This is a genomic window from Pseudomonas sp. MWU12-2319 (assembly GCF_023242525.1).
In the GTDB taxonomy this organism is placed as follows: Bacteria; Pseudomonadota; Gammaproteobacteria; order Pseudomonadales; family Pseudomonadaceae; genus Aquipseudomonas; species Aquipseudomonas gingeri_D.
The window spans coordinates 304,087-328,511 of record NZ_JALJES010000003.1; the positions used below are offsets into that span (position 1 = coordinate 304,087).

At 63.4% G+C, this 24,425-nt stretch carries 26 protein-coding genes; 10 read left to right on the forward strand and 16 right to left on the reverse strand.

Features of this window, described 5'->3' with window-relative positions:
* Nucleotides 1–79: 79 nt before the first annotated feature.
* The 9 genes from M5C01_RS06815 (at nucleotide 80) to M5C01_RS06855 (ending at nucleotide 7,241) form a co-directional block, all read left to right on the forward strand.
* Nucleotides 80–1,327, forward strand: a complete 1,248-nt coding sequence (locus M5C01_RS06815; RefSeq protein ID WP_178129792.1) for an NAD(P)/FAD-dependent oxidoreductase — start codon at nucleotides 80–82, stop codon at nucleotides 1,325–1,327.
* Nucleotides 1,324–2,058, forward strand: a complete 735-nt coding sequence (locus tag M5C01_RS06820; protein WP_103498001.1) for a class I SAM-dependent methyltransferase — start codon at nucleotides 1,324–1,326, stop codon at nucleotides 2,056–2,058. The genes M5C01_RS06815 and M5C01_RS06820 overlap by 4 nt, the downstream gene beginning before the upstream one ends.
* Nucleotides 2,055–2,537 (forward strand): DUF3261 domain-containing protein, encoded by a 483-nt coding sequence (locus M5C01_RS06825; protein WP_152737734.1) that lies wholly within the window; start codon nucleotides 2,055–2,057, stop codon nucleotides 2,535–2,537. The genes M5C01_RS06820 and M5C01_RS06825 overlap by 4 nt, the downstream gene beginning before the upstream one ends.
* Complete coding sequence (locus M5C01_RS06830) at nucleotides 2,534–3,730, forward strand: beta-ketoacyl-[acyl-carrier-protein] synthase family protein (RefSeq protein WP_152737735.1); 1,197 nt, start codon at nucleotides 2,534–2,536, stop codon at nucleotides 3,728–3,730. The genes M5C01_RS06825 and M5C01_RS06830 overlap by 4 nt, the downstream gene beginning before the upstream one ends.
* On the forward strand, nucleotides 3,727–4,191 hold the full coding sequence (locus M5C01_RS06835; RefSeq protein WP_152737736.1) for a hotdog family protein: 465 nt from the start codon (nucleotides 3,727–3,729) through the stop codon (nucleotides 4,189–4,191). The genes M5C01_RS06830 and M5C01_RS06835 overlap by 4 nt, the downstream gene beginning before the upstream one ends.
* The gene (locus M5C01_RS06840; RefSeq protein WP_152737737.1) at nucleotides 4,184–4,912 is read left to right on the forward strand and encodes a 3-ketoacyl-ACP reductase FabG2; all 729 of its coding nucleotides are present in this window, start codon (nucleotides 4,184–4,186) and stop codon (nucleotides 4,910–4,912) included. The genes M5C01_RS06835 and M5C01_RS06840 overlap by 8 nt, the downstream gene beginning before the upstream one ends.
* Nucleotides 4,912–6,138, forward strand: coding sequence for a beta-ketoacyl-ACP synthase (locus M5C01_RS06845; protein WP_152737738.1), 1,227 nt, complete (start codon nucleotides 4,912–4,914; stop codon nucleotides 6,136–6,138). Before M5C01_RS06840 ends, M5C01_RS06845 begins: the two co-directional genes overlap by 1 nt.
* Before the next feature lie 29 nt (nucleotides 6,139–6,167).
* Nucleotides 6,168–6,611 (forward strand): hypothetical protein, encoded by a 444-nt coding sequence (locus M5C01_RS06850; protein WP_152737739.1) that lies wholly within the window; start codon nucleotides 6,168–6,170, stop codon nucleotides 6,609–6,611.
* Nucleotides 6,612–6,893: 282 nt separating this feature from the next.
* Nucleotides 6,894–7,241 carry a DUF3077 domain-containing protein gene (locus tag M5C01_RS06855; protein WP_247263110.1) on the forward strand — a complete coding sequence of 116 codons (348 nt, stop codon included), beginning with the start codon at nucleotides 6,894–6,896 and terminating at the stop codon, nucleotides 7,239–7,241.
* 68 nt (nucleotides 7,242–7,309) lie between these two features.
* Here the strand turns inward: M5C01_RS06855 and M5C01_RS06860 are convergent, their stop codons facing one another.
* Nucleotides 7,310–8,209, reverse strand: coding sequence for a LysR family transcriptional regulator (locus M5C01_RS06860; protein WP_152737740.1), 900 nt, complete (start codon nucleotides 8,207–8,209; stop codon nucleotides 7,310–7,312).
* A gap of 118 nt (nucleotides 8,210–8,327) precedes the next feature.
* Between M5C01_RS06860 and M5C01_RS06865 the strand changes: the two genes are divergently transcribed.
* Complete coding sequence (locus tag M5C01_RS06865) at nucleotides 8,328–9,605, forward strand: MFS transporter (protein ID WP_178129793.1); 1,278 nt, start codon at nucleotides 8,328–8,330, stop codon at nucleotides 9,603–9,605.
* Here the strand turns inward: M5C01_RS06865 and gspM are convergent.
* The 15 genes from gspM to M5C01_RS06940 form a co-directional block, all read right to left on the reverse strand.
* Complete coding sequence (gspM, locus tag M5C01_RS06870; RefSeq protein ID WP_152737742.1) at nucleotides 9,602–10,066, reverse strand: type II secretion system protein GspM; 465 nt, start codon at nucleotides 10,064–10,066, stop codon at nucleotides 9,602–9,604. The genes M5C01_RS06865 and gspM overlap by 4 nt on opposite strands.
* Complete coding sequence (gene gspL / locus M5C01_RS06875; RefSeq protein WP_152737743.1) at nucleotides 10,063–11,166, reverse strand: type II secretion system protein GspL; 1,104 nt, start codon at nucleotides 11,164–11,166, stop codon at nucleotides 10,063–10,065. Before gspL ends, gspM begins: the two co-directional genes overlap by 4 nt.
* Entirely contained in the window at nucleotides 11,163–12,023 is an 861-nt protein-coding gene (locus M5C01_RS06880; protein WP_152737744.1) for a type II secretion system protein GspK, read from the reverse strand. The genes gspL and M5C01_RS06880 overlap by 4 nt, the downstream gene beginning before the upstream one ends.
* Nucleotides 12,020–12,577 carry a type II secretion system minor pseudopilin GspJ gene (gene gspJ / locus M5C01_RS06885; RefSeq protein WP_152737745.1) on the reverse strand — a complete coding sequence of 186 codons (558 nt, stop codon included), beginning with the start codon at nucleotides 12,575–12,577 and terminating at the stop codon, nucleotides 12,020–12,022. Before gspJ ends, M5C01_RS06880 begins: the two co-directional genes overlap by 4 nt.
* On the reverse strand, nucleotides 12,570–12,935 hold the full coding sequence (gspI, locus tag M5C01_RS06890; protein WP_152737746.1) for a type II secretion system minor pseudopilin GspI: 366 nt from the start codon (nucleotides 12,933–12,935) through the stop codon (nucleotides 12,570–12,572). The genes gspJ and gspI overlap by 8 nt, the downstream gene beginning before the upstream one ends.
* Entirely contained in the window at nucleotides 12,925–13,395 is a 471-nt protein-coding gene (gspH, locus tag M5C01_RS06895) for a type II secretion system minor pseudopilin GspH (protein WP_103497988.1), read from the reverse strand. Before gspH ends, gspI begins: the two co-directional genes overlap by 11 nt.
* Nucleotides 13,396–13,398: 3 nt before the next feature.
* On the reverse strand, nucleotides 13,399–13,839 hold the full coding sequence (gene gspG, locus M5C01_RS06900; RefSeq protein ID WP_152737747.1) for a type II secretion system major pseudopilin GspG: 441 nt from the start codon (nucleotides 13,837–13,839) through the stop codon (nucleotides 13,399–13,401).
* Nucleotides 13,840–13,843: 4 nt separating this feature from the next.
* Complete coding sequence (gene gspF / locus M5C01_RS06905) at nucleotides 13,844–15,055, reverse strand: type II secretion system inner membrane protein GspF (protein WP_152737748.1); 1,212 nt, start codon at nucleotides 15,053–15,055, stop codon at nucleotides 13,844–13,846.
* Nucleotides 15,056–15,057: 2 nt separating this feature from the next.
* Entirely contained in the window at nucleotides 15,058–16,521 is a 1,464-nt protein-coding gene (gene gspE / locus M5C01_RS06910) for a type II secretion system ATPase GspE (RefSeq protein WP_152737749.1), read from the reverse strand.
* Nucleotides 16,518–18,425, reverse strand: coding sequence for a type II secretion system secretin GspD (gspD, locus tag M5C01_RS06915; RefSeq protein WP_152737750.1), 1,908 nt, complete (start codon nucleotides 18,423–18,425; stop codon nucleotides 16,518–16,520). The genes gspE and gspD overlap by 4 nt, the downstream gene beginning before the upstream one ends.
* Nucleotides 18,426–18,965: a type II secretion system protein N gene (locus M5C01_RS06920; RefSeq protein WP_248764293.1), complete on the reverse strand. Its 540-nt coding sequence runs from the start codon at nucleotides 18,963–18,965 to the stop codon at nucleotides 18,426–18,428. It abuts the gene before it with no gap.
* On the reverse strand, nucleotides 18,962–19,456 hold the full coding sequence (locus M5C01_RS06925; protein ID WP_152737751.1) for a cytochrome b/b6 domain-containing protein: 495 nt from the start codon (nucleotides 19,454–19,456) through the stop codon (nucleotides 18,962–18,964). Before M5C01_RS06925 ends, M5C01_RS06920 begins: the two co-directional genes overlap by 4 nt.
* An 86-nt stretch (nucleotides 19,457–19,542) precedes the next feature.
* The gene (locus tag M5C01_RS06930) at nucleotides 19,543–21,009 is read right to left on the reverse strand and encodes a lytic polysaccharide monooxygenase (RefSeq protein WP_152737752.1); all 1,467 of its coding nucleotides are present in this window, start codon (nucleotides 21,007–21,009) and stop codon (nucleotides 19,543–19,545) included.
* 661 nt (nucleotides 21,010–21,670) lie between these two features.
* A complete protein-coding gene (gene hemE, locus M5C01_RS06935; RefSeq protein WP_121136088.1) occupies nucleotides 21,671–22,738 on the reverse strand; it encodes a uroporphyrinogen decarboxylase in 1,068 nt (355 codons plus the stop codon).
* A gap of 236 nt (nucleotides 22,739–22,974) precedes the next feature.
* Nucleotides 22,975–24,393, reverse strand: coding sequence for an FAD-dependent oxidoreductase (locus M5C01_RS06940; RefSeq protein ID WP_103495026.1), 1,419 nt, complete (start codon nucleotides 24,391–24,393; stop codon nucleotides 22,975–22,977).
* Nucleotides 24,394–24,425 lie beyond the last annotated feature (32 nt).

Below are 24,425 nucleotides of genomic sequence, written 5' to 3' on the forward strand. Positions count from 1 at the left end.
CCGCAAGCTGATCACTCGGTCACGACTGTCGACCCAAGCCCTATCCCTTCGAAACCTTCGAACCCCGCAAGGAGCCTGTGTGCCAGCGATTGAAATGGAACATCGAGAAGTCGTGGTGATTGGCGCGGGCCCTTCCGGCGCCATCGCCGCCGCCTTGCTCAAACGCAATGGCCACGACGTGCTGATCGTCGAACGCCAGCACTTCCCGCGCTTTTCCATCGGTGAGAGCCTGCTGTCGCACTGCCTGGACTTCGTCGAAGAAGCCGGCATGCTCGACGCCGTCAACGCCGCCGGGTTCCAGTTGAAGAACGGCGCGGCCTTCGCCTGGGGCGAACACTACAGCGCCTTCGATTTCGGCCAGACCTTCAGCAACGGCAAGCCGACCACCTTCCAGGTCCAACGCGCCGACTTCGACAAACTGCTGGCGGACCAGGCGGCCCTGCAAGGCGTGGAAATCCGCTACGGCGAGGAAGTCGTCAGCGTTGATTTCGACCGGCCACAACCGCAGTTGCGGGCCCGTCGCGAAGACGGCAGCGAGTATTTGATCGAAGCACGTTTCGTCCTCGATGCCAGTGGCTACGGCCGGGTGCTGCCGCGCCTGCTCGACCTCGAAGCACCGTCGAGTTTCCCGGTACGCCAGGCGGTCTTCACCCATATCGAAGACCGTATCGAACATCCCGCTTTCGAGCGGGAAAAGATCCTGATCACCACCCACCCGCAACAGCGCGATATCTGGTTCTGGACCATTCCGTTCAGCAACGGCCGCTGCTCCCTTGGCGTGGTCGCCGCCGCCGGGCACTTTGCCGGACGCACCGAGGACCTGGATGCCTGCCTCAAGGGCTTCGTTGCAGAAACCCCGAGCCTGCAAGCCGTGCTGGAAAACGCCTTGTGGGACACCCCGGCGCGGACCATCGGCGGCTACTCGGCCAATGTGAAAACCTTGCACGGTCCGGGCTTCGCCCTGCTGGGCAACGCGGCGGAATTCCTCGACCCGGTGTTCTCCTCCGGCGTGACCATCGCCATGCGTTCGGCGAGCATGGCCGCCGGCCTGCTGCACCGCCAACTGCAAGGTGAAAGCGTCGACTGGCAGACCCAGTTCGCCGAGCCGCTCAAGCGCGGTGTCGAAACCTTCCGCTGCTACGTCGAAGGCTGGTACGCCGGGACCTTCCAGGATGTGATCTTCCATCCCGGCAGCTCGCCGGAAATCCGCGCCATGATCAGTGCGATCCTCGCCGGCTATGCCTGGGACGAGCGCAACCCTTTTGTCAGTGAACCCCGACGCCGCCTGCGGATGCTGTCGGAAATCTGTGCGAGTACCCCGACATGAGCCATCCGTACCTGAGCGACACCTACGTCGCGGAAACCCGTTTCGGCTTCTGGTTCCTGCGCAGCCACACCTGGCAACACCACGTGCTGCGGGTGGCGATCAACGACCTGCGTGGCCTGTTCAGCGAGGCCCTGCCGGCCAACCCGGTGGTACTCGATGCCGGTTGCGGCCAGGGCAAGTCCTTCCAGTACTTGCAGCAAACCTTCGCCCCGGCGCGACTGATCGGCCTTGACGCCGATCCCCACAGCCTCAAGCTGAGCGGCGAAGAAGCACAACGCCGTGGCCTGGAAGTCGAGCTGATCGGCAGCGACTGCGCGATCCTCGATGTGCCCTCGCAAAGCGTCGATATCCTCTTCTGCCACCAGACCTTCCACCACCTGGTGCAGCAGGACCGAGCCCTGGCCGAGTTCTATCGGGTGCTCAAGCCGGGCGGCTACCTGCTGTTCGCCGAGTCCACCGAAGCCTATATCGACACCTGGGTGATTCGCTGGCTGTTCCGCCACCCCATGCATGTGCAGAAAAGCGCGGCGCAGTACCTGGACATGATCAGCGACCAGGGTTTCGAATTCACGCCCCGGAACGTCTCCTACCCGTACCTGTGGTGGAGCCGGTCCAAGGACTTCGGGCTACTGGAGCGCCTGCGCCTGAAGAGCCCGCCGCCCGTGGGCCGGCGTGAGGAAACCCTGGTCAACGTGGTCGCCCGCAAACCCCTTGGCGAGACCGTCGAATGATCCGCGCCCTGTTGCTCGGCTGCTTCCTGCTGCTGAGCGCCTGCGCCAGCCGCGCGCCGCTGCCCGTGCACGCACCGACGCTGGCGTTACCGCTGCAATTGCATATCGAGCGTGAACAGGCCGGGCAACGCCAGGACTGGTTGCTGGTGATCCAGCGTGAGGCGAACGGCCTGCGCTGGTCACTGATGGACCCACTGGGCATTCCCCTGGCCCGCCAGCGCCTGCAGGACGGTGAATGGCAGGCCGACGGCTTGCTGCCGCCCAATCCCCAGGCTCGCGAACTGTTCGCCGCCTTGCTGTTTGCCCTGACCCCGGATACCGAACTCGCGGGCAACTACCCGAGCGCGCAACGCCAAAACGCGGAACGCGTCCTCGATGCCCGCTGGCGAGTCAGCTATCGCCAGCCGCTGGACTTCACCCTGAGCCTGCCGGAGAGTCTGCACTACCGAATCAGTCCGTTGAGCGAGGCTGCCCCATGACCGCCTACCTGAACGCCCTCGGCGTCATCTGCGCGCTGGGCCGCGACAAGCAGAGCGTGGCGCGCAACCTGTTTGCCGGCGACTGCTCGGGCCTGCGTCCGGAAAGCGGCTGGGTGCCCGAACGCATCCTGCCGGTGGCCGCCGTGCAAGGCGAACTGGCAGCGATTCCCGCTGAACTGAGCGCCCAGGCCAGCCGCAACAATCAACTGCTGATGGAAGCCACCCTGCAAATCGCCGAGCCGATCCAGCGTGCCATCGACACCTATGGCCGCGAACGCATCGGCATCGTCCTGGGCACCAGCACCTCGGGCATCGATGAGGCCAGTCGTGGCATCGCCAGCTATCTGAAAGAGGGGCACTTCCCCGACGGCTACGACTACCAGCAACAGGAACTGAGCGCCCCGGCGGCCTTCCTCGCCGACTGGCTGCAACTGCGCGGCCCGGCCTACGTGATCTCCACCGCCTGCACCTCCAGCGCGCGGGCCCTGATGAGTGCCCGGCGCCTGCTCGACCTGGGCCTGTGCGACGCAGTGCTCTGCGGCGGCGTCGACAGCCTGTGCCAGCTGACACTCCGCGGCTTCAGCTCGCTCGAAGCCGTGTCGACGCAGCGCTGCAATCCGTTTTCGCTGAACCGCAACGGCATCAATATCGGCGAAGCGGCGGTGCTGTTCCTGATGAGCAAACGCGCCGACGACGGCCCGGCCATTGCCCTGCTCGGCGCCGGTGCCAGTTGCGACGCCCACCATATTTCCGCCCCCGACCCGACCGGCCAGGGCGCCGTGCAGGCCATGGGCAAAGCGCTGAAGCAGGCCGGCCTGCAACCGCAAGACATTGACTACCTGAACCTGCACGGCACCGCCACCCAGCACAACGACGCCATGGAAAGCCTGGCCGTGTCCACGCTGTTCCCGACAAGCCCGCCGTGCTCCTCGACCAAGCCCATGACCGGCCACACCCTGGGCGCTGCCGGCGCGCTGGAAGCGGCGTTCTGCTGGTTGAGCCTGAGTGCCGACAACCCGTCCGCCGCCCTGCCGCCGCACCTCTGGGACGGCCAGGCCGACCCGGCGCTGCCGCCCCTGAACTGGGTCAAGCCGGGCGACCGCCTCAACCCCCATCCACTGCGCCGCCTGATGAGCAACTCCTTTGCCTTCGGCGGCAACAATGTCAGCCTGATTATCGGAGACGCCCCATGATCGATTGGCCGCTCGCCGAATTGCTGCCCCATGCCGGGGACATGATCCTGATCGACCAGGTCCTGGCCTGCGACGAAGAACAGATCCACACCCGCCTCACCGTGCGCCCGGACGGCCTGTTCAACCGCGAGGACGGCAGCCTGCCGGCCTGGGTCGGGATCGAACTGATGGCCCAGAGCGTCGCTGCCTATGCCGGTTGCCGCGCCCGTGGCGAAGGCAAGCCGGTGGAGCTGGGTTTCCTGCTCGGCACGCGCAAGTTCGACTGCAATGTGGAACACTTTCCCGCCGGCAGCGAACTGCGCATCCACGCCTTGCGCTCGCTGGAAGACGACAACGGCATGGGCGTGTTCGAATGCCACCTGACCGGTCCCGACATCCATGCCACCGCGCGCCTGAACGTGTTCCGTCCACCCCAGGCCGCCGCTTATCTATCCGAATCACAGGAGTCGCGTCATGACTGAATCCATCCTGGTCACCGGCTCCAGCCGCGGTATCGGCCGTGCAATCGCCCTGCGCCTGGCCCGCGCCGGTTTTGACCTGGTGCTGCATTGCCGCAGCGGCCGCGCCGATGCCGAAGCCGTGCAGGCCGAAATCGAAGCGCTGGGGCGCCAGGCCCGCGTGCTGCAATTCGATGTGTCCGACCGGGAAGCCTGTCGCACCCGCCTGGAAGCCGACGTTGAAGAACATGGCGCCTACTACGGCGTGGTACTCAACGCCGGCCTGACCCGTGACGGCGCTTTCCCGGCCCTGTCCGAAGAAGACTGGGACCTGGTCCTGCGCACCAACCTCGACGGTTTCTACAACGTGCTGCATCCGGTAATGATGCCGATGATCCGCCGTCGCGCCCCGGGGCGAATCGTCTGCATCACCTCGGTATCCGGGCTGATCGGCAACCGCGGGCAGGTCAACTACAGCGCCTCGAAGGCCGGTCTGATCGGCGCCGCCAAGGCCCTGGCCATCGAGCTGGGCAAACGCAAGATCACCGTCAACTGCGTTGCTCCGGGCCTGATCGACACCGCCATGCTCGATGACAATGTGCCGGTGGAAGAACTGCTGAAAATGATCCCGGTGCAACGCATGGGCACCCCGGAAGAAGTTGCCGGCGCGGTGAACTTCCTGATGTCCGCGGAAGCCTCCTACATCACCCGGCAAGTGCTGGCCGTCAACGGAGGCCTGTGCTGATGAAGCGCGTCGTCGTCACCGGCATGGCCGGCATCACTTCCCTGGGCAATGACTGGGCCAGCATCGAAGCCCACTTCCGCGCCAACCGCAGCGGCATCCGCTACATGGCCGAGTGGGAGCGTTTCACCGAACTGAACACGCGCCTGGCCGGGCCCATCGATGATTACGCGGTGCCGTCGCACTGGACCCGCAAGCAGCTGCGCAGCATGGGCCGGGTCTCGCGCTTCGCCGTCGGCGCGGCGGAAATGGCCCTGGCCGATGCCGGCCTGCTGGGCAACGAGATCATCCGTGACGGGCGCATGGGCGTGGCCTGCGGTTCGTCCACCGGCAGCACCGACGAGATCAAGGCCTTCGGCATGATGCTGATCAACTCCGTGGCCGAAGGGCTCAACGCCAACTCCTACGTGCGCATGATGCCGCACACCACGGCGGCCAATATCAGCATCTTCTTCGGCCTGACCGGGCGCCTGATCCCCACCTCCAGCGCCTGCACCAGCGGCAGCCAGGGCATCGGCTATGCCTACGAGGCGATCAAGTTCGGGCGCCTGCCGCTGATGCTCGCCGGCGGTGCCGAGGAGCTGTGCCCCACCGAAGCCATGGTGTTCGACGCGCTCTACGCCACCAGCCTGAAAAACGATGCGCCGCAGAGCAGTCCGCGTCCCTACGACAGCGGCCGTGACGGTTTGGTGATCGGTGAAGGCGGCGGCATGCTGGTGCTTGAAGAGCTGGAACATGCCCTGGCCCGTGGCGCGCATATTCATGCGGAAATCGTCGGCTTCGGCAGCAACGCCGACGGCCAGCACGCCACCCGCCCGGAGCAGAGCACCATGCGCCGGGCCATGGAACTGGCCCTGGAAGATGCCGGCCTGACGGCGGACGCCATCGGTTATGTGAACGGCCATGGCACCGCCACCGAGCAGGGCGATATCGCCGAGACCCTGGCCACCAGCAGCCTGTTCGGCAGCCGCATGCCCATCAGTTCGCAGAAGAGCTTCCTCGGCCATACCCTGGGCGCCTGCGGGGCGCTGGAATCCTGGTTCAGCATCGAGATGATGAACCGCGACAGCTACATCCCTACCCTGAACCTCGACCAGATCGACCCGCAATGCGGCGAGCTGGATTACCTGCGCGGCGAATTCCGGCAGATGAGCAACGAGTATGTGATGAACAACAACTTTGCCTTTGGCGGCGTGAACACCTCCCTGGTGTTCCGCCGCTGGCGCTGACTTTTTTGAAACCCTCTGGAGAAAACGGAATGTCTTCCCTGCTTCGTGCTGCACTTGTCACCCTGGCCCTGCTGACCATGGCCGGCTGTACCAGTAAACCCATTGTCAACCCGAGCCGCACCCTCACCCCGCAGGTCCAGGCCAGCCAGGACGAGGTGAAACAAGCGATTGTCGCCGCCCTGACCAAACGTGAGTGGACCGTTCAGCGCGTCAACCCGGGCCAGGTCCAGGCCGAGATCACCGTGCGTGAGAAATTCCACGTCGAGATCGACATCAACTATAGCGCCAGCGGCTACACCATCGCCTACCGCGACAGCAGCGGCATGGGTTACCAGGACGGCAAGATCCACAGGAACTACATCCGTTGGGTGAGCTTTCTGGACCAGGACATCCTCGCCGAACTGCGAGCTCATCATGACCAGCCGTCGGCACGGGCGATCGGTGTTGGCGAGGCGCAGCCGCTGTCCCAGTAACGGCGCTTAGTCCCTGCATCGCAAGAGTCTGTGGGAGCGGAGCTTGCCCGCGAAGAGGCCCTTGAGGCCGCTAAAAGCTTCACGGGCAAGCTCCGCTCCCACAATATTCGCGTCGTTCAGTAGACTGGTATTCGACGCTCGATTGCTATGGTGGCTGTGCGTGGGAGACCTTCGGGTCTGCCGAGTCCTATATCCTCGGTCTTGCACACCTGCGCACAGCTGCCACCCTTCTGCGTGCAAGCGATGGGTTGCAGTTCCAATTATTGATATAGGGACTCAACCATGAGCAAAACAACTCCCGCACCACCTGTCCAGGATCCCAACGCCTTCCCTTCTGCCGACCGGTTCAAGGATCAGGCCGCCATCCAGCGTGCTCTTGATCACTATCTGCCCAGCCCAACATCTGCATCGCCGGGCGCTATCCGGCTGCCTAACACCAAATCCGGTCGAAGCCTGGAAGAATCCCTGGTTCACGTCTCCGAGTTGCTGACCTGCGCAGCGGCCACCGCCTACGAATCCGGCGATGGTCTCAGCGGCTCCAAGCGGGCGCTGGCATTCTCGGCCATGCATCTGGTGGAAATGGCGAAAGCTGAGCTGGATCAGTCATTGGATAATCTGCCGCTGCACTAGACGGTTACACCCTTGTGGCGAGCGGGCTTGCCCGCTCGCCACAGGACCGCGCTCGGCTTCAGACCCCCTTAAGCCTGCGGCACCGCTCGACGCGTCAGCAACTCGATAAACGCCTTGGCCATCGGTGACTTCTGGTCCTTGCGCTGGACCAGCCACACCGCCGACACCGCATCCGGGTCAAGCAACGGTCGATAGACCACGCCATCAATCCGAATCCTCTGATAAGACGCCGGCAACACCGACACCCCCAACCCCGCCGCCACCAAGCCGATAATGGTCATCGCCTCACCCGCCTCCTGGGCAAAGTGCGGGCTGAAGCCCGCCTGCCGCGCCAAGGTCAGCAACTGCGCATACAAACCACTGCCATAACTGCGCGGAAAAAACACAAAGGGCTCCAGCGCCAGCTCGGACAAATACATCCCGTCCTCGCTGCCGCCGGCCAAGGGATGCTTGGCACTGAGTACCGCCACCAGCGGCTCATGCATCAGTTCCACAACACTCAGCGCATCCGGTAACGGCAAAGGCCGCATCAAGCCCACCTCGATGGACTCATCCATCAAACCGTCGGCAACCGTCTTGCTGCTCATCTCCCGCAGGTTCAAATGCACCGCAGGGAATGCCTGGCGAAAGGCAAAGATCGCCTGGGGAATGGTCGAGTTGAACGGTGCCGACGAGGTAAACCCGATCTTCAGTTCCCCCAATTCCCCCAACTGCGCCCGCCGCGCCACATCCGCCGCCTTGTCCACCTGCGCCAGCACCAACCGCGCCTCTTGCAGAAACAGGCGACCCGCCTCACTCAACTCGACCCGACGATTGGTCCGGTCAAACAGCCGTGCTCCCAGCTCCTGCTCCAGCGCCTGGATCTGCTGGCTCAACGGCGGCTGGGAAATCCCCAGCACCTCGGCGGCGCGGCCAAAGTGCAGTTCTTCGGCCACAGCGATGAAGTAGCGCAAATGCCGCAATTCCATGAACACCTCATCAAGTCGTAAAACCTATCAAACAGGTCGAACAATATATTGGAAAGAATAGTTAGCCAGCTATATGCTTTTTCCATTGCCTGACCGGCTGCTCCCCCCGAGGTCCCCCGTGAAAACTGCTGTTGCTCCCTTCGCCCACGAGATTCCCCCCACTGCGCTGGACGATGTGGTCGCCCAACTCAACGACACCTATATCGAAAAAGGCACCCCGGCGTTTATGCGCACGGTGCTGGCGCTGTTCTCCGGCGGCTTCGCGACCTTTGCCCTGTTGTACTGCGTACAGCCGATGATGCCGGTGCTGTCCAAGGAATACGGGATCAATGCCGCCCAGAGCAGCCTGATCCTCTCGGTGGCCACCGCCCTGCTCGCCATCGGCCTGCTGATCACCGGACCGATCTCCGACAGCCTCGGGCGCAAGCCGGTGATGGTGGTGGCGTTGTTCGGCGCGGCGCTGTTCACCATCCTCGGCGCGTTGATGCCCAACTGGCAGGGCGTGCTGGTGATGCGGGCCCTGGTGGGGCTTTCCCTCAGCGGCCTGGCGGCGGTGGGCATGACTTACCTGAGCGAGGAAATCCATCCCAGTCACATCGGCCTGGCAATGGGCTTGTATATCGGCGGCAACGCCATCGGCGGGATGAGCGGGCGCCTGATCACCGGCGTACTGATCGACTTTGTCAGCTGGCATATGGCGATGCTGGTGATCGGTGTCCTGGCGCTGATCGCGGCGACGGTGTTCTGGAAGATCCTGCCGCCGTCGCGCAACTTCCGCGCCAGCCAATTCAATACCCGCAGCCTGATCGACGGCTTCACCGTGCACTTTCGCGACGCCGGCCTGCCGTGGCTGTTCCTCGAAGGCTTCCTGCTGATGGGCAGCTTCGTCACCCTGTTCAACTACATCGGCTACCGTCTGCTGGCCGAACCCTACGGCATGAGCCAGGCATTCGTCGGCTTGCTGTCCATCGTCTACCTGTCGGGCATCTACAGCTCCGCGAAGATCGGCGCCCTGGCCGACAAGCTCGGCCGGCGCAAGGTGCTCTGGGGCATGATCCTGATGATGCTGGTGGGCATCGTCCTGACCCTGGTCACCCCACTGCCGGTGGTGGTATTCGGCATCCTGCTGTTCACCTTCGGTTTCTTCGGCGCGCACTCGGTGGCCAGTAGCTGGATCGGCCGTCGGGCGCTGAAGGCCAAGGGACAAGCCTCGTCGCTCTATCTGTTCTGCTACTACGTCGGCTCCAGCGTGGCCGGGACCCTGGGCGGGGTGTTCTGGCACTACGGCGGCTGGAACGGCATCGGCCTGTTTATCGGTGCACTGCTGGTGGTGGCCTTGCTGGTGGCGTTGAAGCTGGCACGGTTGCAGGCGTTGCCGGGTAATGCAACAGCCTAATCAGCACGCCACGCAACCTGCGCCACCAGCAGCTTGTCGCGCTTTTCCAGGCTCAACGACTGCAACACCGCGCCCGATTGCTCGGTCTGGTCCAGCCACTGCAGCAAGGCCAGTGCATTGCCACTGAGGGTGACCCGCAGTGACTGGCCATCCTGGTCCAGTTGCTGCAACTCCAGCCCTGCCGCCGCCACCGTTTCACTTAACCGGTTCGACAGGGACCGCGATGGGTTCGAGCGCTGAGCCGTCGGCTGGGCACGCTGTACTTCAGCGGCCAATAACAGACGTTGCTGGTACAGGCGCTCGCCCCTTTCCAGACGCTGTTGCGCCGGTTGCCAGCCTCCACTGAACAAACTCACAACCGCCAGGAAAATCCCCAAACCAATCAACATCCGTCGATCCCGAAGGCCGAGGCCCTGCCACCGTTGCATCAGCGCCGCCGGTACCGCCAATGACCTGATCATCCGTTCTTCTCCTCCAACATCAGCACCGCCTGCACTCGCTCACGGTCCTTGCTGGCGCTGCCCAGCCTGATCGGTAAACCGCTGCCCTGGCCGCGCTCGCGCAAGCGCTCAAGATCGGTGAAGCTGCCGGCCGTCAGCAACAACGTCCAGCCCGAGCCGGCCCGGTATTCGATACGCTGAACCTCAACGCTGCTGCCTCCGATCACCTGTTCGATCAGTTGCACCAGACGGCCCATCTGGCTGCCGGGCTGATCGGTCTGCCCCTGCAAGGCCTTGAGCTGGGCCGCCAGATCGACAATCCGGGTTTGCTCGGGATACAAACGCTGGAAGCGCTGCACACTCTGCTCGTACAACTGCCCCGCAGCGCTTTCCAGATAATGGGCACGGGCCAGGGTAAAACCCCAGGACACCGCGAACAGCGCCAACGCCGACAGCACCAGCGTGCCCAATGGCCAACGCGCCCGCACCTGACGAAACTCACCTTGCAGCAAGTCCAGCCCGCGCGAATGACCGGCCACCAGCAACGCCGCGATATCGGCCTGCCGATCAGCGCCCATCCAGCACAACCCATCCGGCAATCGTGATCGCAGTACTTCCAGATCCTCAGGCGACAGCGCAAGTCGGGCCTCGATAGCCCCACCCACCAACCAGCGTCCAGCCCACCAGACGCCATAGGCCTGATCATCCGGCAGCAAGTCCGCATCCACCTTGACGCTTTCCACTTGCAGCCCCGAATCACGCAACAACGCCAGGATCGCCTTGAAGCGCTCCTTGTTGATCGCCAGCAGCGGGTAGCGTGAATCCTTGTCCGCCGCACCGACCGCAAGGTGCAATCCATCCAGCTCCTCGGCCAAGCGCTCCTCGACGGCGTAGGCCAACGCCTGAACCGTGGGCTTGCGTCGACCGGGCCAGGGCTCGCTGCGCAAGCCGCTACAGATTTCCATGGGCAGGATCACCCGCACCGACTGCCCCGACAGAAACGTCGCCGCCTCCGCCAGGGTGACCACACGGTACTCGCCGCCCGCCTGCCAATAGCCAACCGGCCAGCCGGCGTCACAGCCAGCCAGGCCTTCGGCCGTGAGATAAAGCCAATTGCTCATAACGGGGTTTCACCTTGAGTCGGGGCCAGGAAGCGGCGTTGCAGGACACGCAGGCGAAGGCTGTCGCGAGGCCGCTCCAGATCGCTGACCAGCCGCAGTCGCGCCGCGCCCGCGCCGACCTCGACCGTGACCCGGAACCAGCGGCTGTCGACACCCAGGCCATGGCTGGCAATACCCAACCCATCCAGCCCCGGCGCACGGGTAAATTCATGGGCATCGGCATAACCTTGCGCCGGGCGCTGGGCGACAGCGTCCCGGGCACTGGCCGCCGTCATGCCTTCCAGCGTCGCCAGCAGCGTGGCCGAGGCGGTATTGATGTTCAGCCTGGCCTCGGGCGGCAGCAACGCGACGAAGGGTTGCAGGCGCTGCAAAAGATCCTGGTCGACACCGGGCAACAGGCGCAGCTGGCTGGTGTCGCTGACCTCGGTACCCCGTAGCGACGCCAGGTCGAATGCCGGGATCTCCAGCGCCGCCAGCAACCGGGCCCAGCGCTCCAGGCTGATTTCATCAGCCTTGCCGGGCAGGAGCAGGCGGGTCAGGTTGAACCGCCCGGCCAGGTCTTCGATCTCGATCCGCACCTCGACACCCGGCAGCTCGGACGGCAGCGATGGGCTCGCCCAGGGCTGGGCCAGATGGATGGTCTTCTCCTCCAGCCGATCACGCTCCTGCAACAACTCCCGCGCCCAACTCTCCGCGGCAATCGCCCACTGACGTAGCTGAACCTGATGGATATGCTGCGCGCTGCTCTGCAGGGCCCGCGTATGACTGCGCAACAGGCCACCGACCACGAACAGGGCCAGGGTCATGACCAGCAGCACACTGATCAGCGCCACGCCACGCTGGCCGGTTCGGTTCATGAGCCCTCCGGCAACAGGATGACGCGACGGATCTGTTCGAAGCGACCCACGGACAGGGTGATTTCCAACGCTCGCGGATGCACCGGGGAACGGCCCGGCGTCGACGCCCCCTCAGCGCGCCAACCGGCCTTGTCCACATACAGCCGCCACTGCAAGGCACGCACCTCCTTGAGCACCGGCAGCTTGTGAGTCTCGGGCAGATCAAGGCTGCGGCGATAACGCCACAAGGTGCCTTCCTCCAGGCGATAGGCAATCTCCTGCCGCTCGCTGCGGGGCTCATCCAGCGGGTTGCGCGCATTGCCGCGCTGCAGGTTCAACTGCCCCCCGCCCAGTGTCACGGCCACGCCTTCTTTGGGGATAGTCGCCTGCATGACATCGCGCTCCAGCACCGCCATCGCCCGTTGCAGACTGCGCAAGCCCTGCTCGTGCTCATTGACCCGGGCCTGGGTCAGCAGCACGCCTTCGTACAGGCGATAACTGGCCAGGCCGATCAGGCTGAAAATCGCCAGGGCAATCACCAGTTCGACCAGGGTAAAGCCGACCTGTCTATTCATTCCGGGCCGGCAGCCAGGCATTGGCGTGGTGCAACGGCGGCCCGCCATTGCCCAGCCGCACGATAATCTCGACCTTGAGCAAACGCGGGTCCGAGGTCGGCGTGACAATCTGCTCCAGGCGCCATTCGCGCTGGTCGAAGCGCAGGCTTTGCTGTTGTCGTCCCTTGGCCGGGGGCGCCTGCAGGCGCAGTTCATTCAACTGATTGTCCGCCAGCCAGGTGGCGAACAAACGCTCCTGCAAGGTGCCGCTCTGCTGCACCACGAACTGGCTGGCGGACAGCACGCTGGCCGCCAGCACGGCAAAGATCGCCAGGGCGATCATCACCTCCAGCAAGGTAAATCCCGATTCAGCTTTCATCGATGGCCGGATCACCGAGGCCGTCACCGGACACACTCAACCAGCGCCGCTGCGCGGATTCGTAATGCAGGGTGAAGGCACTCATTTCGTCGCTGCTCAGCACCAGCAATTGCGGCTGGTTCACCCGGTCGCCCAGTTTCAGCGGGCGACCTTCCAACTCCAGGCGAAAATACAGACCGTCGGGCAAGCGATAGGCCGCCCCCGCCGGGCGCCAGTCGGGCCGTTCGAAGACCATCACCTGATAACCCTCGGCACCGATCCGCAAGCCATATTCCTGGCTGTTGACCACCGCGTACTCACGCAACTGTTGCAGCAGGTGCACCAGGGCACCGGCCTCCTGGCGGGCCTGACGCACCGGGCTGGGGTTCATGCTCACGGCGATCATGCCGGCCAGCACGCCGATCACCACCATGGACACCAGCAACTCCAGCAGGGTGAAACCACGGGAACGTGTGGGCATGGATCAATCACTCCAGTTGCCGATATCGGCGGCAAACTCTTCGCCGCCGGACACGCCGTCGGAGCCAAAGGAATACAGGTCATAACCCTTGGTCCGGGTGCCCGGACTCAGGTATTGGTAGGGCGTGCCCCAGGGATCCACCGGCAGGCTTTTCAAGTAGCCCTGGGGGTTCCAGTTCCGCGGTTCGGGCACGCCCAGCGGCCGCTTGACCAGCGCCTCGAGGCCCTGCTGGGTCGAGGGGTACTGGAAATTGTCGAGGCGGTACATTTCCAGCGCGGTGCCGATGGCCTTGATATCGGCCCGGGCCGCAGTGACCTTGGCCTGGTCCGGACGGCTCATGAACTGCGGCAGCACCATCGCGCCGAGTACACCGATAATCACCACCACGACCATGATTTCGATCAGGGTGAAACCACCTTGTCGCTGTGTTCCAGAGGTTTTCATAAGATCAGTTCACCAGTTGGTTGAGGCTAAGAATCGGCAACAGAATCGCCATGACGATCAGCAGCACGATGACGCCCATCAGCACCAGCATCGCCGGCTCGAACAGGCTCACCACCAGGGCGATCCGCGCCGCGAGGGTTTTCTCCTGCTGTTCGGCGGCGCGGGCGAGCATGCGGTCGAGCTCGCCCGCGCGCTCGCCGCTGGCGATCATGTGCAGCATCAGCGGCGGGATATCGCCGCTGCGCTCCAGGCCACGGGTCAGGGTGCCGCCCTCGCGCACCGAGCGCGCGACCTCGCCCATGCGCGCGCGAATCGGCAGGTTGCCGATCACCGCCGCGGCGATTTCCAGGGCATCCACCAGGGGCACGGCGCTCTTGCCGAGCAGCGCCAGGGTGCTGGCGAAACGGGACGCCTCCATCGCCTTGAGGACTCCGCCGATCAGCGGCGCCCGCAACAACCAGGCATGCCAGCGCCAGCGCACGGCGGGACGCGCCAGCGCCCAGCGCACCAGCAAGGCCAACGCCACCAGCCCGACCAGCAGCAGCCAGCCGTAACGCTGCAGGCCGCTGCTCAGGGCAATCAGGCCCTGGGTCAGCAGGGGCAGGGCCTGGCCATTGTTGATAAAAACCTTCACCACATCCGGCACCACATAGCCGAGCAATCCAGCGACGATGGCCAGCGAGGCAAACAGCAGGATCATCGGATAGACCAGCGCCATCTGGATCTTCTGCCGAGCCTGCTGGCGGGCCTCGGTGTACTCGGCCAGTTGTTCGAGCACCGGGCCCAGGTGTCCGGAGCGTTCGCCGGCGGCGATGCTCGCGCGGAACATGTCCGGGAACGCCTTGGGAAATCCGGCAAGCGCCGAGGCCAGGTCATAACCCTCCATGACCCGGCTACGCAGCGCCGCCAGCAGGTTGCTGACCCGACGTTTTTCGCTCTGCGCCGCCACCGCCCGCAACGCCTCTTCCAGCGGCAGGCCGGCCTGGATCAGGGTCGAGAGTTGCAACGTCAGCAAGGCCAGTTCACTGGCTTTCAAGCCGGCCGAACGCTGGGCGCCGTTGCCCGCACCCGTCTGGCCGCGCGCGCTTTTCAGCTGCGTGGGCAACAGTCCGCGCTCACGCAGCAACTGGCGGGCATGGCGCGGGCTGTCGGCTTCCTGCTGACCGCGACAGCGCCGACCGTTGGCATCCTGGGCCTGGTAATCGAACGTCGGCATCCTCAGTCCTCCTGGGTCACGCGCAGCAGTTCATCGAGACTGGTGCTGCCTTCGAGAACCAGCCGCTGGCCATCCTGGAACAGGCTGCGCGAGGCCGTCCGGGCTTCACGGACCAGCTCGGGCTCACTGGCGCCGTTATGGATAAGTACCGCCAGAGCCGGGGTGATGCCGATCAGTTCGTAAAGCCCGATACGACCGCGATAGCCTTGCTGGCAGTGCTCGCAGCCCGTGGCCCGGAACAGCCTCGGCGGATGGTTCGAGTCGACACCCAGGCGCTGGCAGGCGGCCGCATCCGCCACATAGGCGCTCCGGCACTCGCGGCACAGGGTACGGACCAGGCGCTGGGCCAGCACCCCGACCAGGGACGAGGCCAGCAGATAGGCATCCACGCCCATGTCCAGCAACCGCGTGACCGCGCCCACCGCGCTGTTGGTGTGCAGGGTCGACAGCACCAAGTGCCCGGTCAGCGAAGCCTGCACGGCGATCTCGGCGGTTTCGCGGTCGCGTATCTCACCGACCATGACCACGTCCGGGTCCTGGCGCAGGATCGCCCGCAAACCCCGGGCAAAGGTCATCTCGACCTTGGGATTGACCGGCGTCTGGCCGATGCCCGGCAGGTGATACTCGATGGGGTCTTCGACGGTGAGGATATTGCGGGTCTGGTCGTTGAGGCTGCTCAGCGCCGCATAGAGGCTGGTGGTCTTGCCCGAGCCGGTGGGGCCGGTGACCAGGAAGATGCCGTGGGGTTTGCCGAGAATATGCCGGAAGCGCTCCAGGGTCTGCGGCGGCATGCCCAGGCGTTGCAGGTCGAGGCGTCCGGCCTGTTTGTCCAGCAGGCGCAGGACCACCCGTTCGCCATGGGCCGAAGGCAAGGTGGAAACCCGCACATCGACTTCGTGCCCGGCCAGCCGCAGGGCAATCCGACCGTCCTGGGGCACGCGCTTCTCGGCGATGTCCAGCCGGGCCATGACCTTGATCCGCGACACCAGCAGGTTGGCCAGCTCGCGCCTTGGCTTGAGCACTTCACGCAGTTGCCCGTCGATGCGCATGCGCACCGACAGGCTGTGCTCGAAGGTCTCCAGGTGTACATCCGAGGCTTTCTCGCGCACCGCTTCGCCGAGCAGCGCGTTGATCAGCCGGATGATCGGCGCGTCGCCTTCCTGCTCCAGCAGGTCGGCGGTCTGCGGCAGTTGCTCGGCCAGGCTCATCAGGTCGAGTTCATCGTCCAGGCCCTGGGCCACCTGCTGCGCGGCGCTATGGCCATCGCTGTAGGCCGCCGCAAGGCGGGCCGCGAATACCGGCTCGTCGAGCACTTGCAACGGCAGTACGCCGGCGATCAGGCGGCGGGCTTCGGACACGGCGGTCAACGGTGTGTCGGCACGAATCGACAGGCACGCGCCCGCGCCTTGCGGTTCCAGCAAGACCCCGTAGCGGCGGGCAAAGCCGAACGGCAGGCGCGGCTTCATGGTGCCCCGACCTTCTGCCGTCGCAGGTCTATCGCCGGCTCGCTGCCAGAACCATCGAACAGTTCCCGGGCCTCGCGCGGCAACAGCAGTGAGTTGCTCTTCCCATCGGCGGGTTGACTGAGCTGGCGCAAGCTGTTGTAGCGCAGCTCGCTGACGTCGGAGATATCCTCTTTGGAGCGGACGATGGTCGGCCGCAGGAATACCATCAGGTTGGTTTTTTCATGCTTTTCGCTGTTCCAGCGAAACAACGCCCCCAGGTAGGGGATATCCCGCAGCAGCGGCACACCGCTTTCCTGGACACGGACGCTGTCCTTGATCAGCCCGCCGATCACGATGATCTCGCCATCATCGGCGAGGATGGTGCTTTTCAGGGTGCGCTTGTTGGTGATCAGGTCACCGGGAACCACCGTATTCGGGGCGAGTTCCGAGTTTTCCTGTTCGACCTGCAGACGCAGGGTCGACCCTTCGTTGATATGCGGGCGGACCTTCAGCTTGATCCCGATATCATGGCGCGTGACCGTGTTGAAGGGCCGCTCGGTATCCGTACCGGTCTGGTAGGAACCGCTCTGGAACGGCACGTTCTGACCCACCAGGATCTCCGCCTCCTGGTTGTCCAGGGTCAGCAGGCTGGGGGTGGACAGCACGTTGTTGTGGGTGTTGCTCGCCAGGGCGGACACCAGCATGCCGAAACGGTCATTACCGACGCGCAACACCGCACCGTCGGGCAACGTGGCATCGTTGCCACTGAGTTTCGGCAAGGTAATGCCGGCTCCGGCAAAGGTGACTCCACCCTGGGCACTACCGGCCTTGCCGCCCCACTGCACACCCAGGGCATCGTGGATATCCCCGGATATCTCGACAATCGCCGCATGGATCAACACCTGCGAGCGCGGCTGGTCGAGTTGCCGGACAATGTTTTCCAGGGTGCGGATCTGGCTCGGCTCGGCGATCAGCACCAGGGCGTTCTGGCTTTCATCGGCCTTGACCAGGGCCTTGGCGGCAGCCGCGTCCCGGCTGGCGGCAGCGCCGGCTTCCTGAGCAAGTCCCTGGCCCATGGCCTCGAGCACCTCGGCCAGCTGCTTGGCATCGCTGTGACGCAGGCGGATCACCCGTGCATTGTCGGTAACGGCCGCCGACGGGGTATCGAGGGAGCGGGCCAGGTCAGCCAGACGCTTGCGTACGTCCTGGGTGCCGATGATCACCAAACGGTTGTTGCGCGAATCGGCGATGACCTGGCTCCCCGACTCAGCGCCTTGCCGCCCCAGGGATTGCTCCATCATCCGCGCCAGCTCATTCGCCAGCCCGTGACGCAACTGGATGACCTCATGGGCATTCTTCTGCCCGAGGTCCAACTGCCGGACGATCTTCGCGATACGCCGGACGTTGGCCGCGCTATCGGTGATGACCAGGGCATTGGCCGACGCCGACGGGCCGACATAACCGTTGACCGAGACCAGTGGCCGCACCAGCCCGGCGATATCCGCCGCGACGCTGCTGCCCAGCGCCACCACCTCGGTGACGAACTGGCCGCCTTGGGCGCTGGCACTGTCGGCACTGCTGGCGCGGGTGCGGGCATCGGCCACAGGGGCAATAAGAATGCGGTCGCCTTCGTCGATCACCGTGAAGTTATGCGCGTCGAGCACCGAATAGAACAACCGGCGTACCCCTTCACGGTCCAGGGCCTGCTCGGAGAGGACGGTGATCCGCCCCTGCACCCGGGGGTCAAGGACCACCGTGGTGCCGAGAATCGAGGACATTTCCCGCACCACGTCGCGCAACTCGGCATCGTTCATCGCCAGTTGCCATTGCGGCTCATCGGCCAGTGCGCCCGACGCCAGCAGCAGGCTGACGATCAGGCTCAAGAGCTTCAGGCAGCACCGGCCGGACTCGAAAAATCTGTTCATTTACTCACTCTGACGCGGCGTGGCCGTCGGTCGCAGATAAAGGGAAGAAGTCGGGGCGACGGCTTCAGGAACGGGCCCCTTGAGCACCGGCAAGGTGATACGGCCCGGCGGATCCAGGGCCAACAGCTCCTCGCGACCATTGCGCCAGAGCACCACCCGGCCGCTCTCGATCCGGCGCAGGACGCTGCCGCCCGGCAGGCTTTCCCCCACCCGGTAGATCCGCTGGCCCTCGGCCCCCGCCAGCAGCGCACGGGAGTCGCCCGTGCTGGAGACAAAGCTGGCCCGCAACTTCAAGGGCTCGGCACTGCGGGCCAAGGCCCCCTGGGCGGCCAGCCCCATCACCGTGGCAACGGCGGCATGATTGAGCGGCGCACGTTCGGCAGGCGCGGCTCGGTTGTTGGCCTGCTCGGTGGGTAACGTCGGCAATGTCTGACGGAAGACCCGCTCGCCCCACAACGACAGCGCGGCATAACCCAGCGGCAACGCACATAACGCCAGGCTCAGGACACCCATTCGGTCCTTGAGGGTTCGCGCACTCACCACAGCATCCGCCTGAGTATTCGATGACCGGAAACTTCATGGCGGATAACCGCGCCAATATGCAAAACCACCAGGACCGCCAGAACAACGCAGGAAATATCGTGGATTTTTTTGAAAACAGCGATGAGCCCGACACTTTCAACCGGTGCGGGTATCAAGAAAAGATCAAATAGATTGATGGCCCGGTCCATCATCATGACTCCGGTTGCCAATACGATGGCGGTCACCAGATAAATAACTTTATGAACCCAAAAAGCCGTCCACTGCGCAAGTGTTCGGTCAGTCTGCTCTCTCGAAAAAAAAGAAAGAAAAACCCTGATAATAAAAAACGGAATAAACAGCGCCGTGAGAGACACATTAAAAGAACCTACGACCGCTTTAAGCGCCGGCGAAGTACTCAAAAAGGCCATATAAAAGCCACTGATCAGCGCCCATAAAATAACGACGGCTGACAACCAGTGAAGAAAAATTTGCGTTCTAGAGTAAAACAATTTCGCTCACCCAAAACCCGGTAACAATATCGCCCATAAACCGAATACGCCGGGCTGCCCAGCAGCCCGGCGCTGAACACCAGAGGTTATTTAGCGATCCAGGCATCCGTCCAGCTTGATCCGACACCGGGTACATAGTGATGGCTGTCGATCTTGCACCAGTCACCTACGGGGAGCGGCTTGCATTCGTAGACGTTACCGTCCCTGGACAAGACCTTGGTCCCGGGCTGATAACTTGCAATACCTTGCGGATATTTGAAGTCGTAATCCTGGCTGCCACCCTCACCGCCGAGCTCCACGGATGCCAGATCCTGACGAGTGGTACGGCCATCGACGGTCACGCCGATCAACTTGAGCTGGTGGATACCCGGCTCGCTATGCACGTCCATGTTCAGCCAGGTGCTGCCGGCCTCCACGAGTTGTGTCAGGGTGCCCACTGGAACTGGATTGTTGGCGGCATCGAAGAGCTCGGCCTTGATATCCATTTTACGGTTGGTTAGCACCGGGAAAGGCATCGCCAAGCGTCCTTCCTTGAGCTCAAAATTGGTGCCGATAGCGGAAATCCGCATGCTCGCATCAGCGTCTTCCTGCATCAGCACATCGAGCTCATAACGATTCACACCGCTTTCAGCCTTGGCGAACAGCTGGTTAACACCCTTGATCGGTTCGATGGCACCGTCTTCGCCACGGACACCGGCACGGACCAGCGTCTGGCTCCGGTTGATTTGCTCGGCCAGCTTGAACGACCAATTCTCCGGCTTGCCGTCCTCGCTGTCGGCGATGGTGATTTCAGTGCTGTACTCGGCACTTTCGCCCTCACCGGTCATGGCGCGGGCCTTGACCTTGTCGCCGGCCAACAGGGCCTGGGTCGGCGTGATGTTACCGACGGTTTTCCAACCATCCGGCGCCTGTTCCTCGGCCACGATATTCACGTCGACCACGTTGTGGAACGCGCCGCCGGTGTCGGCCACGGTCCACATGCCGAGGATCACGTGATACCCGCTCTTGTCGGCAGGAATCTCGCACGGGTGCTTCTCGCGAGCTGGCCCGTCACTGCCCTGAGGCTGATCGGTGGGCAACCGCCCGCCCGCATCCACGGAGCAGAACGGAGTCAGGTCGAACGAAGCGCGTGTCAGGGCCTGGTTGGCGTTCCAACCGTTCCTGGTGATGAAGTACTCATACTTGGTCGCCGGGTGAGTGGCCCTGTAGTACCAGTCAAAGTTGATCGTACGGTCCGTGATTTCGGTCTTGTACCAGCGGCTCGCCGACTGGATATCCAAGGGCGAGAACAACGCGATCCCACCACTGGCGATCTTGCCGTCAGCCACCCCGCCATTGGGGAAACCCTTGGTGGTTTCACCGACGCTTTGCGGCTCGTACTGCGCTTGACCGCAGTCATTGTTCAAGCCCTTCTGGCAGGCAAACGCCCGGGACGGCGGATCATTCAGATAACCGTGCGCGGCGACATGCTGTGAGGCGACCAGGGTCGCGATCACCGCCAGGGAAGAGACACACCCCGACGCCTTGCCAAGTGCCGACATCTTTCTTTTCATGCGATTCAACTCCAGACTTATCCTGTTTATCGGGTTGCCGGACATCCCTCCAAGACGAACGACTCCCTTCCTACTTCCATCGGTGTTCAATCAATCCGAGCCGCCGTCCTGACTGCAAAGATCAACCGCGAAAGTTCCACGCCCCACCGGCGTCACTTCTTGGGCCTCTTACAAAAACCATTCTTACAAAGACATCCTCGTCCGCCGGACAAACGCCAGCGCCGTATAAACGATTACATTCAAAAATATTGACTATCAGAAATCTGGAGTCTTGAGTGCCGCTCCACACATTGAATGTCGGAGTACGCATTGTACGAACTTACATTTTTTTATATGTAGGAAAGATCCCATGAAGACGCGCGACAGCTCTGCACTTCACTTATTCACACGAGCGCCTCGATTCTGCCTAAGATTCTGTAACTAGACGCGACAAACCTTGAAGACATAGAACAAATGTCTCCGTATTAACGTTCAGAAAAAGAATACTCCGACATCTCATGGAAGAAGACGGTATGGCATTTTGACAATCCGACCAGATGTCCGGTTGGCGATCCGAATATATGACGCCGAATGAACCGGTAGCATCAGGAAAAGCAAAAACGCGAAGGACTAAACGCAAAAACCCCGCCGAGGCGGGGTCATTGAGAAAACGCGGGGAAGATCAGCGATGGTACTGCGCGGAGAACTCGTGCACCGCGTTGATAAACGCACCGGCATGTTCCGGGTCGACTTCCGGCGTGATGCCGTGGCCGAGGTTGAACACATGGCCGGAACCTTCACCGTAGCTGGCGAGAATACGCGCCACTTCGGTACGGATGGCCTCGGGCTTGGCGTAGAGCACGGTCGGGTCCATATTGCCCTGCAGGGCGACCTGGTGACCGACGCGACGACGGGCTTCGCCCAAATCGCAGGTCCAGTCCAGGCCCAGGGCATCGGCCCCTGCCTCGGCGATGCTTTCCAGCCACAGGCCGCCGTTCTTGGTGAACAGGATCACCGGCACCTTGCGCCCTTCGTGCTCGCGGATCAGGCCGCTGACGATCTTGCGCATATAGGCCAGGGAGAACTCCTGGTAGGCCGCTGCCGAGAGGTTGCCGCCCCAGGTGTCGAAAATCTGCACGGCCTGGGCCCCGGCGAGGATCTGGCCGTTGAGGTAGGAAGTGACCGACTGCGCCAGCTTGTCCAGCAGCAGGTGCATGGCCTGTGGGTTGTCGTAGAGCATGGCCTTGGTCTTGCGGAAGTCTTTCGACGAACCGCCTTCGACCATGTAGGTGGCCAGGGTCCAGGGGCTGCCGGAGAAACCGATCAGCGGCACGCGGCCATTGAGTTCGCGGCGAATGGTGCTGACCGCGTCCATGACATAACCCAGGTCCTTCTGCGGATCGGGGATCGGCAGGGCCTCGATATCGGCCAGGGTGCTGACGACTTTTCTGAAGCGCGGGCCTTCACCGGTTTCGAAGTACAGGCCCTGGCCCATGGCGTCGGGAATGGTCAGGATGTCGGAGAAGAGGATCGCGGCGTCCAGGCCCGGATAACGGTCCAGGGGCTGCATCGTGACTTCGCAGGCGAACGACGGGTTCATGCACAGGCTCATGAAGTCGCCGGCCTTGGCGCGGCTGGCGCGGTATTCCGGCAGGTAGCGACCGGCCTGGCGCATCATCCACACAGGGGTGACGTCCACGGGTTGCTTGAGCAGGGCACGCAGGAAACGGTCGTTCTTCAGGGCAGTCATGTCGGCATCCGGAGAAAAAGTGCGGGCATTTTCTCAGAGCGCGACGCAAAAGGCACGGCAAGAGCCGTGCCTTTTGTCTATCGGGTCAATTTGTCGCGGGCATCAGGCGATGCGCGCCCCTGTAGGAGCGAGCTTGCTCGCGATGGTGGCTCAGGCGCCGCGGGGCATCAGGTGCTCCGCGTCATCGTTGACGTCCATCGCGAGCAAGCTCGCTCCTACAGAGGGTCAGGTACCGATCAGAGACCGAGGTAGTCGAGGATCCCTTCGGCGGCATTGCGCCCTTCGAAGATCGCCGTCACCACCAGGTCGGAACCGCGCACCATATCGCCACCGGCAAAAATCTTCGGATTGCTGGTCTGGTGCTTGAACTGGGCCTGCTCCGGAGCCACCACGCGGCCCTGGCTGTCGGTCTCGATGCTGAACTGCTCGAACCACGGCGCCGGGCTCGGACGGAAACCGAAGGCGATGACCACGGCGTCGGCCGGGATGATCTCCTCGGAGCCCGGGATAGGCTCGGGGCTGCGACGGCCACGGGCGTCCGGTTCGCCGAGACGGGTCTCGACCACCTTCACGCCTTCGACCTTGTCTTCACCGACAATCGCGATCGGCTGGCGGTTGTAGAGGAATTTCACGCCTTCTTCCTTGGCGTTCTTCACCTCTTTGCGCGAACCGGGCATGTTCGCCTCGTCACGACGATAGGCACAGGTCACCGACTTGGCGCCCTGGCGGATCGAGGTGCGGTTGCAGTCCATCGCCGTATCGCCACCACCCAGTACCACGACCTTCTTGCCCTTCATGTCGACGAAATCTTCCGGCGACTTTTCAAAGCCCAGGTTGCGGTTGACGTTGGCGATGAGGAAATCGAGGGCGTCGTAGACGCCCGGCAGATCCTCACCGGCAAAGCCGCCCTTCATGTAGGTGTAGGTGCCCATGCCCATGAACACGGCATCGTATTCGGCGAGCAGTTGCTCCATGGTCACATCCTTGCCCACCTCGGTATTGAGGCGGAACTCGATGCCCATGCCGCTGAAGACTTCGCGACGATTGCTGAGCACGGTCTTTTCCAGCTTGAACTCGGGGATGCCAAAGGTCAGCAGACCGCCGATTTCCGGGTTCTTGTCGAACACCACTGGGGTCACCCCGCCGCGCACCAGCACATCGGCACAGCCCAGGCCCGCAGGCCCGGCACCGATGATTGCGACGCGCTTGCCGGTCGGCTTGACCTTGGACATGTCCGGACGCCAGCCCATGGCGAACGCGGTGTCGGTGATGTACTTCTCCACCGAACCGATGGTCACCGCGCCAAAACCGTCGTTGAGGGTGCAGGCACCCTCGCACAGACGATCCTGCGGGCACACCCGGCCGCAGACTTCCGGCAGGGTGTTGGTCTGGTGGGACAGCTCGGCGGCGGCGAGGATATTGCCCTCGGCCACCAGCTTCAGCCAGTTGGGAATGAAGTTGTGCACCGGGCACTTCCATTCGCAATACGGGTTACCGCAACCCAGGCAGCGGTGGGCCTGGTCGGCCGACTGCTGGGGTTTGAAGGGTTCGTAGATCTCCACGAACTCTTTCTTGCGCTGACGCAACAGTTTCTTCTTCGGATCCTTGCGCCCGACATCGATGAACTGGAAGTCGTTACTCAGACGTTCAGCCATTACAAAAACCTCATCAAACTCTTCAGGCGCAT

What these genes read in the sequence shown, in the direction of transcription:
- gspE (WP_152737749.1), bottom strand. Translation starts at nt 16,521, where the DNA reads ATGAAGCCGCGCCTGCCGTTCGGCTTTGCCCGCCGCTACGGGGTCTTG.
- M5C01_RS06820 (WP_103498001.1), top strand. Translation starts at nt 1,324, where the DNA reads ATGAGCCATCCGTACCTGAGCGACACCTACGTCGCGGAAACCCGTTTC.
- gspG (WP_152737747.1), bottom strand. Translation starts at nt 13,839, where the DNA reads ATGAAAACCTCTGGAACACAGCGACAAGGTGGTTTCACCCTGATCGAA.
- M5C01_RS06835 (WP_152737736.1), top strand. Translation starts at nt 3,727, where the DNA reads ATGATCGATTGGCCGCTCGCCGAATTGCTGCCCCATGCCGGGGACATG.
- gspM (WP_152737742.1), bottom strand. Translation starts at nt 10,066, where the DNA reads ATGATCAGGTCATTGGCGGTACCGGCGGCGCTGATGCAACGGTGGCAG.
- M5C01_RS06860 (WP_152737740.1), bottom strand. Translation starts at nt 8,209, where the DNA reads ATGGAATTGCGGCATTTGCGCTACTTCATCGCTGTGGCCGAAGAACTG.
- gspD (WP_152737750.1), bottom strand. Translation starts at nt 18,425, where the DNA reads ATGAACAGATTTTTCGAGTCCGGCCGGTGCTGCCTGAAGCTCTTGAGC.
- gspJ (WP_152737745.1), bottom strand. Translation starts at nt 12,577, where the DNA reads ATGAATAGACAGGTCGGCTTTACCCTGGTCGAACTGGTGATTGCCCTG.
- gspH (WP_103497988.1), bottom strand. Translation starts at nt 13,395, where the DNA reads ATGCCCACACGTTCCCGTGGTTTCACCCTGCTGGAGTTGCTGGTGTCC.
- M5C01_RS06845 (WP_152737738.1), top strand. Translation starts at nt 4,912, where the DNA reads ATGAAGCGCGTCGTCGTCACCGGCATGGCCGGCATCACTTCCCTGGGC.
- hemE (WP_121136088.1), bottom strand. Translation starts at nt 22,738, where the DNA reads ATGACTGCCCTGAAGAACGACCGTTTCCTGCGTGCCCTGCTCAAGCAA.
- M5C01_RS06930 (WP_152737752.1), bottom strand. Translation starts at nt 21,009, where the DNA reads ATGAAAAGAAAGATGTCGGCACTTGGCAAGGCGTCGGGGTGTGTCTCT.
- M5C01_RS06840 (WP_152737737.1), top strand. Translation starts at nt 4,184, where the DNA reads ATGACTGAATCCATCCTGGTCACCGGCTCCAGCCGCGGTATCGGCCGT.
- M5C01_RS06850 (WP_152737739.1), top strand. Translation starts at nt 6,168, where the DNA reads ATGTCTTCCCTGCTTCGTGCTGCACTTGTCACCCTGGCCCTGCTGACC.
- M5C01_RS06825 (WP_152737734.1), top strand. Translation starts at nt 2,055, where the DNA reads ATGATCCGCGCCCTGTTGCTCGGCTGCTTCCTGCTGCTGAGCGCCTGC.
- gspL (WP_152737743.1), bottom strand. Translation starts at nt 11,166, where the DNA reads ATGAGCAATTGGCTTTATCTCACGGCCGAAGGCCTGGCTGGCTGTGAC.
- M5C01_RS06855 (WP_247263110.1), top strand. Translation starts at nt 6,894, where the DNA reads ATGAGCAAAACAACTCCCGCACCACCTGTCCAGGATCCCAACGCCTTC.
- gspI (WP_152737746.1), bottom strand. Translation starts at nt 12,935, where the DNA reads ATGAAAGCTGAATCGGGATTTACCTTGCTGGAGGTGATGATCGCCCTG.
- M5C01_RS06880 (WP_152737744.1), bottom strand. Translation starts at nt 12,023, where the DNA reads ATGAACCGAACCGGCCAGCGTGGCGTGGCGCTGATCAGTGTGCTGCTG.
- M5C01_RS06940 (WP_103495026.1), bottom strand. Translation starts at nt 24,393, where the DNA reads ATGGCTGAACGTCTGAGTAACGACTTCCAGTTCATCGATGTCGGGCGC.
- M5C01_RS06830 (WP_152737735.1), top strand. Translation starts at nt 2,534, where the DNA reads ATGACCGCCTACCTGAACGCCCTCGGCGTCATCTGCGCGCTGGGCCGC.
- gspF (WP_152737748.1), bottom strand. Translation starts at nt 15,055, where the DNA reads ATGCCGACGTTCGATTACCAGGCCCAGGATGCCAACGGTCGGCGCTGT.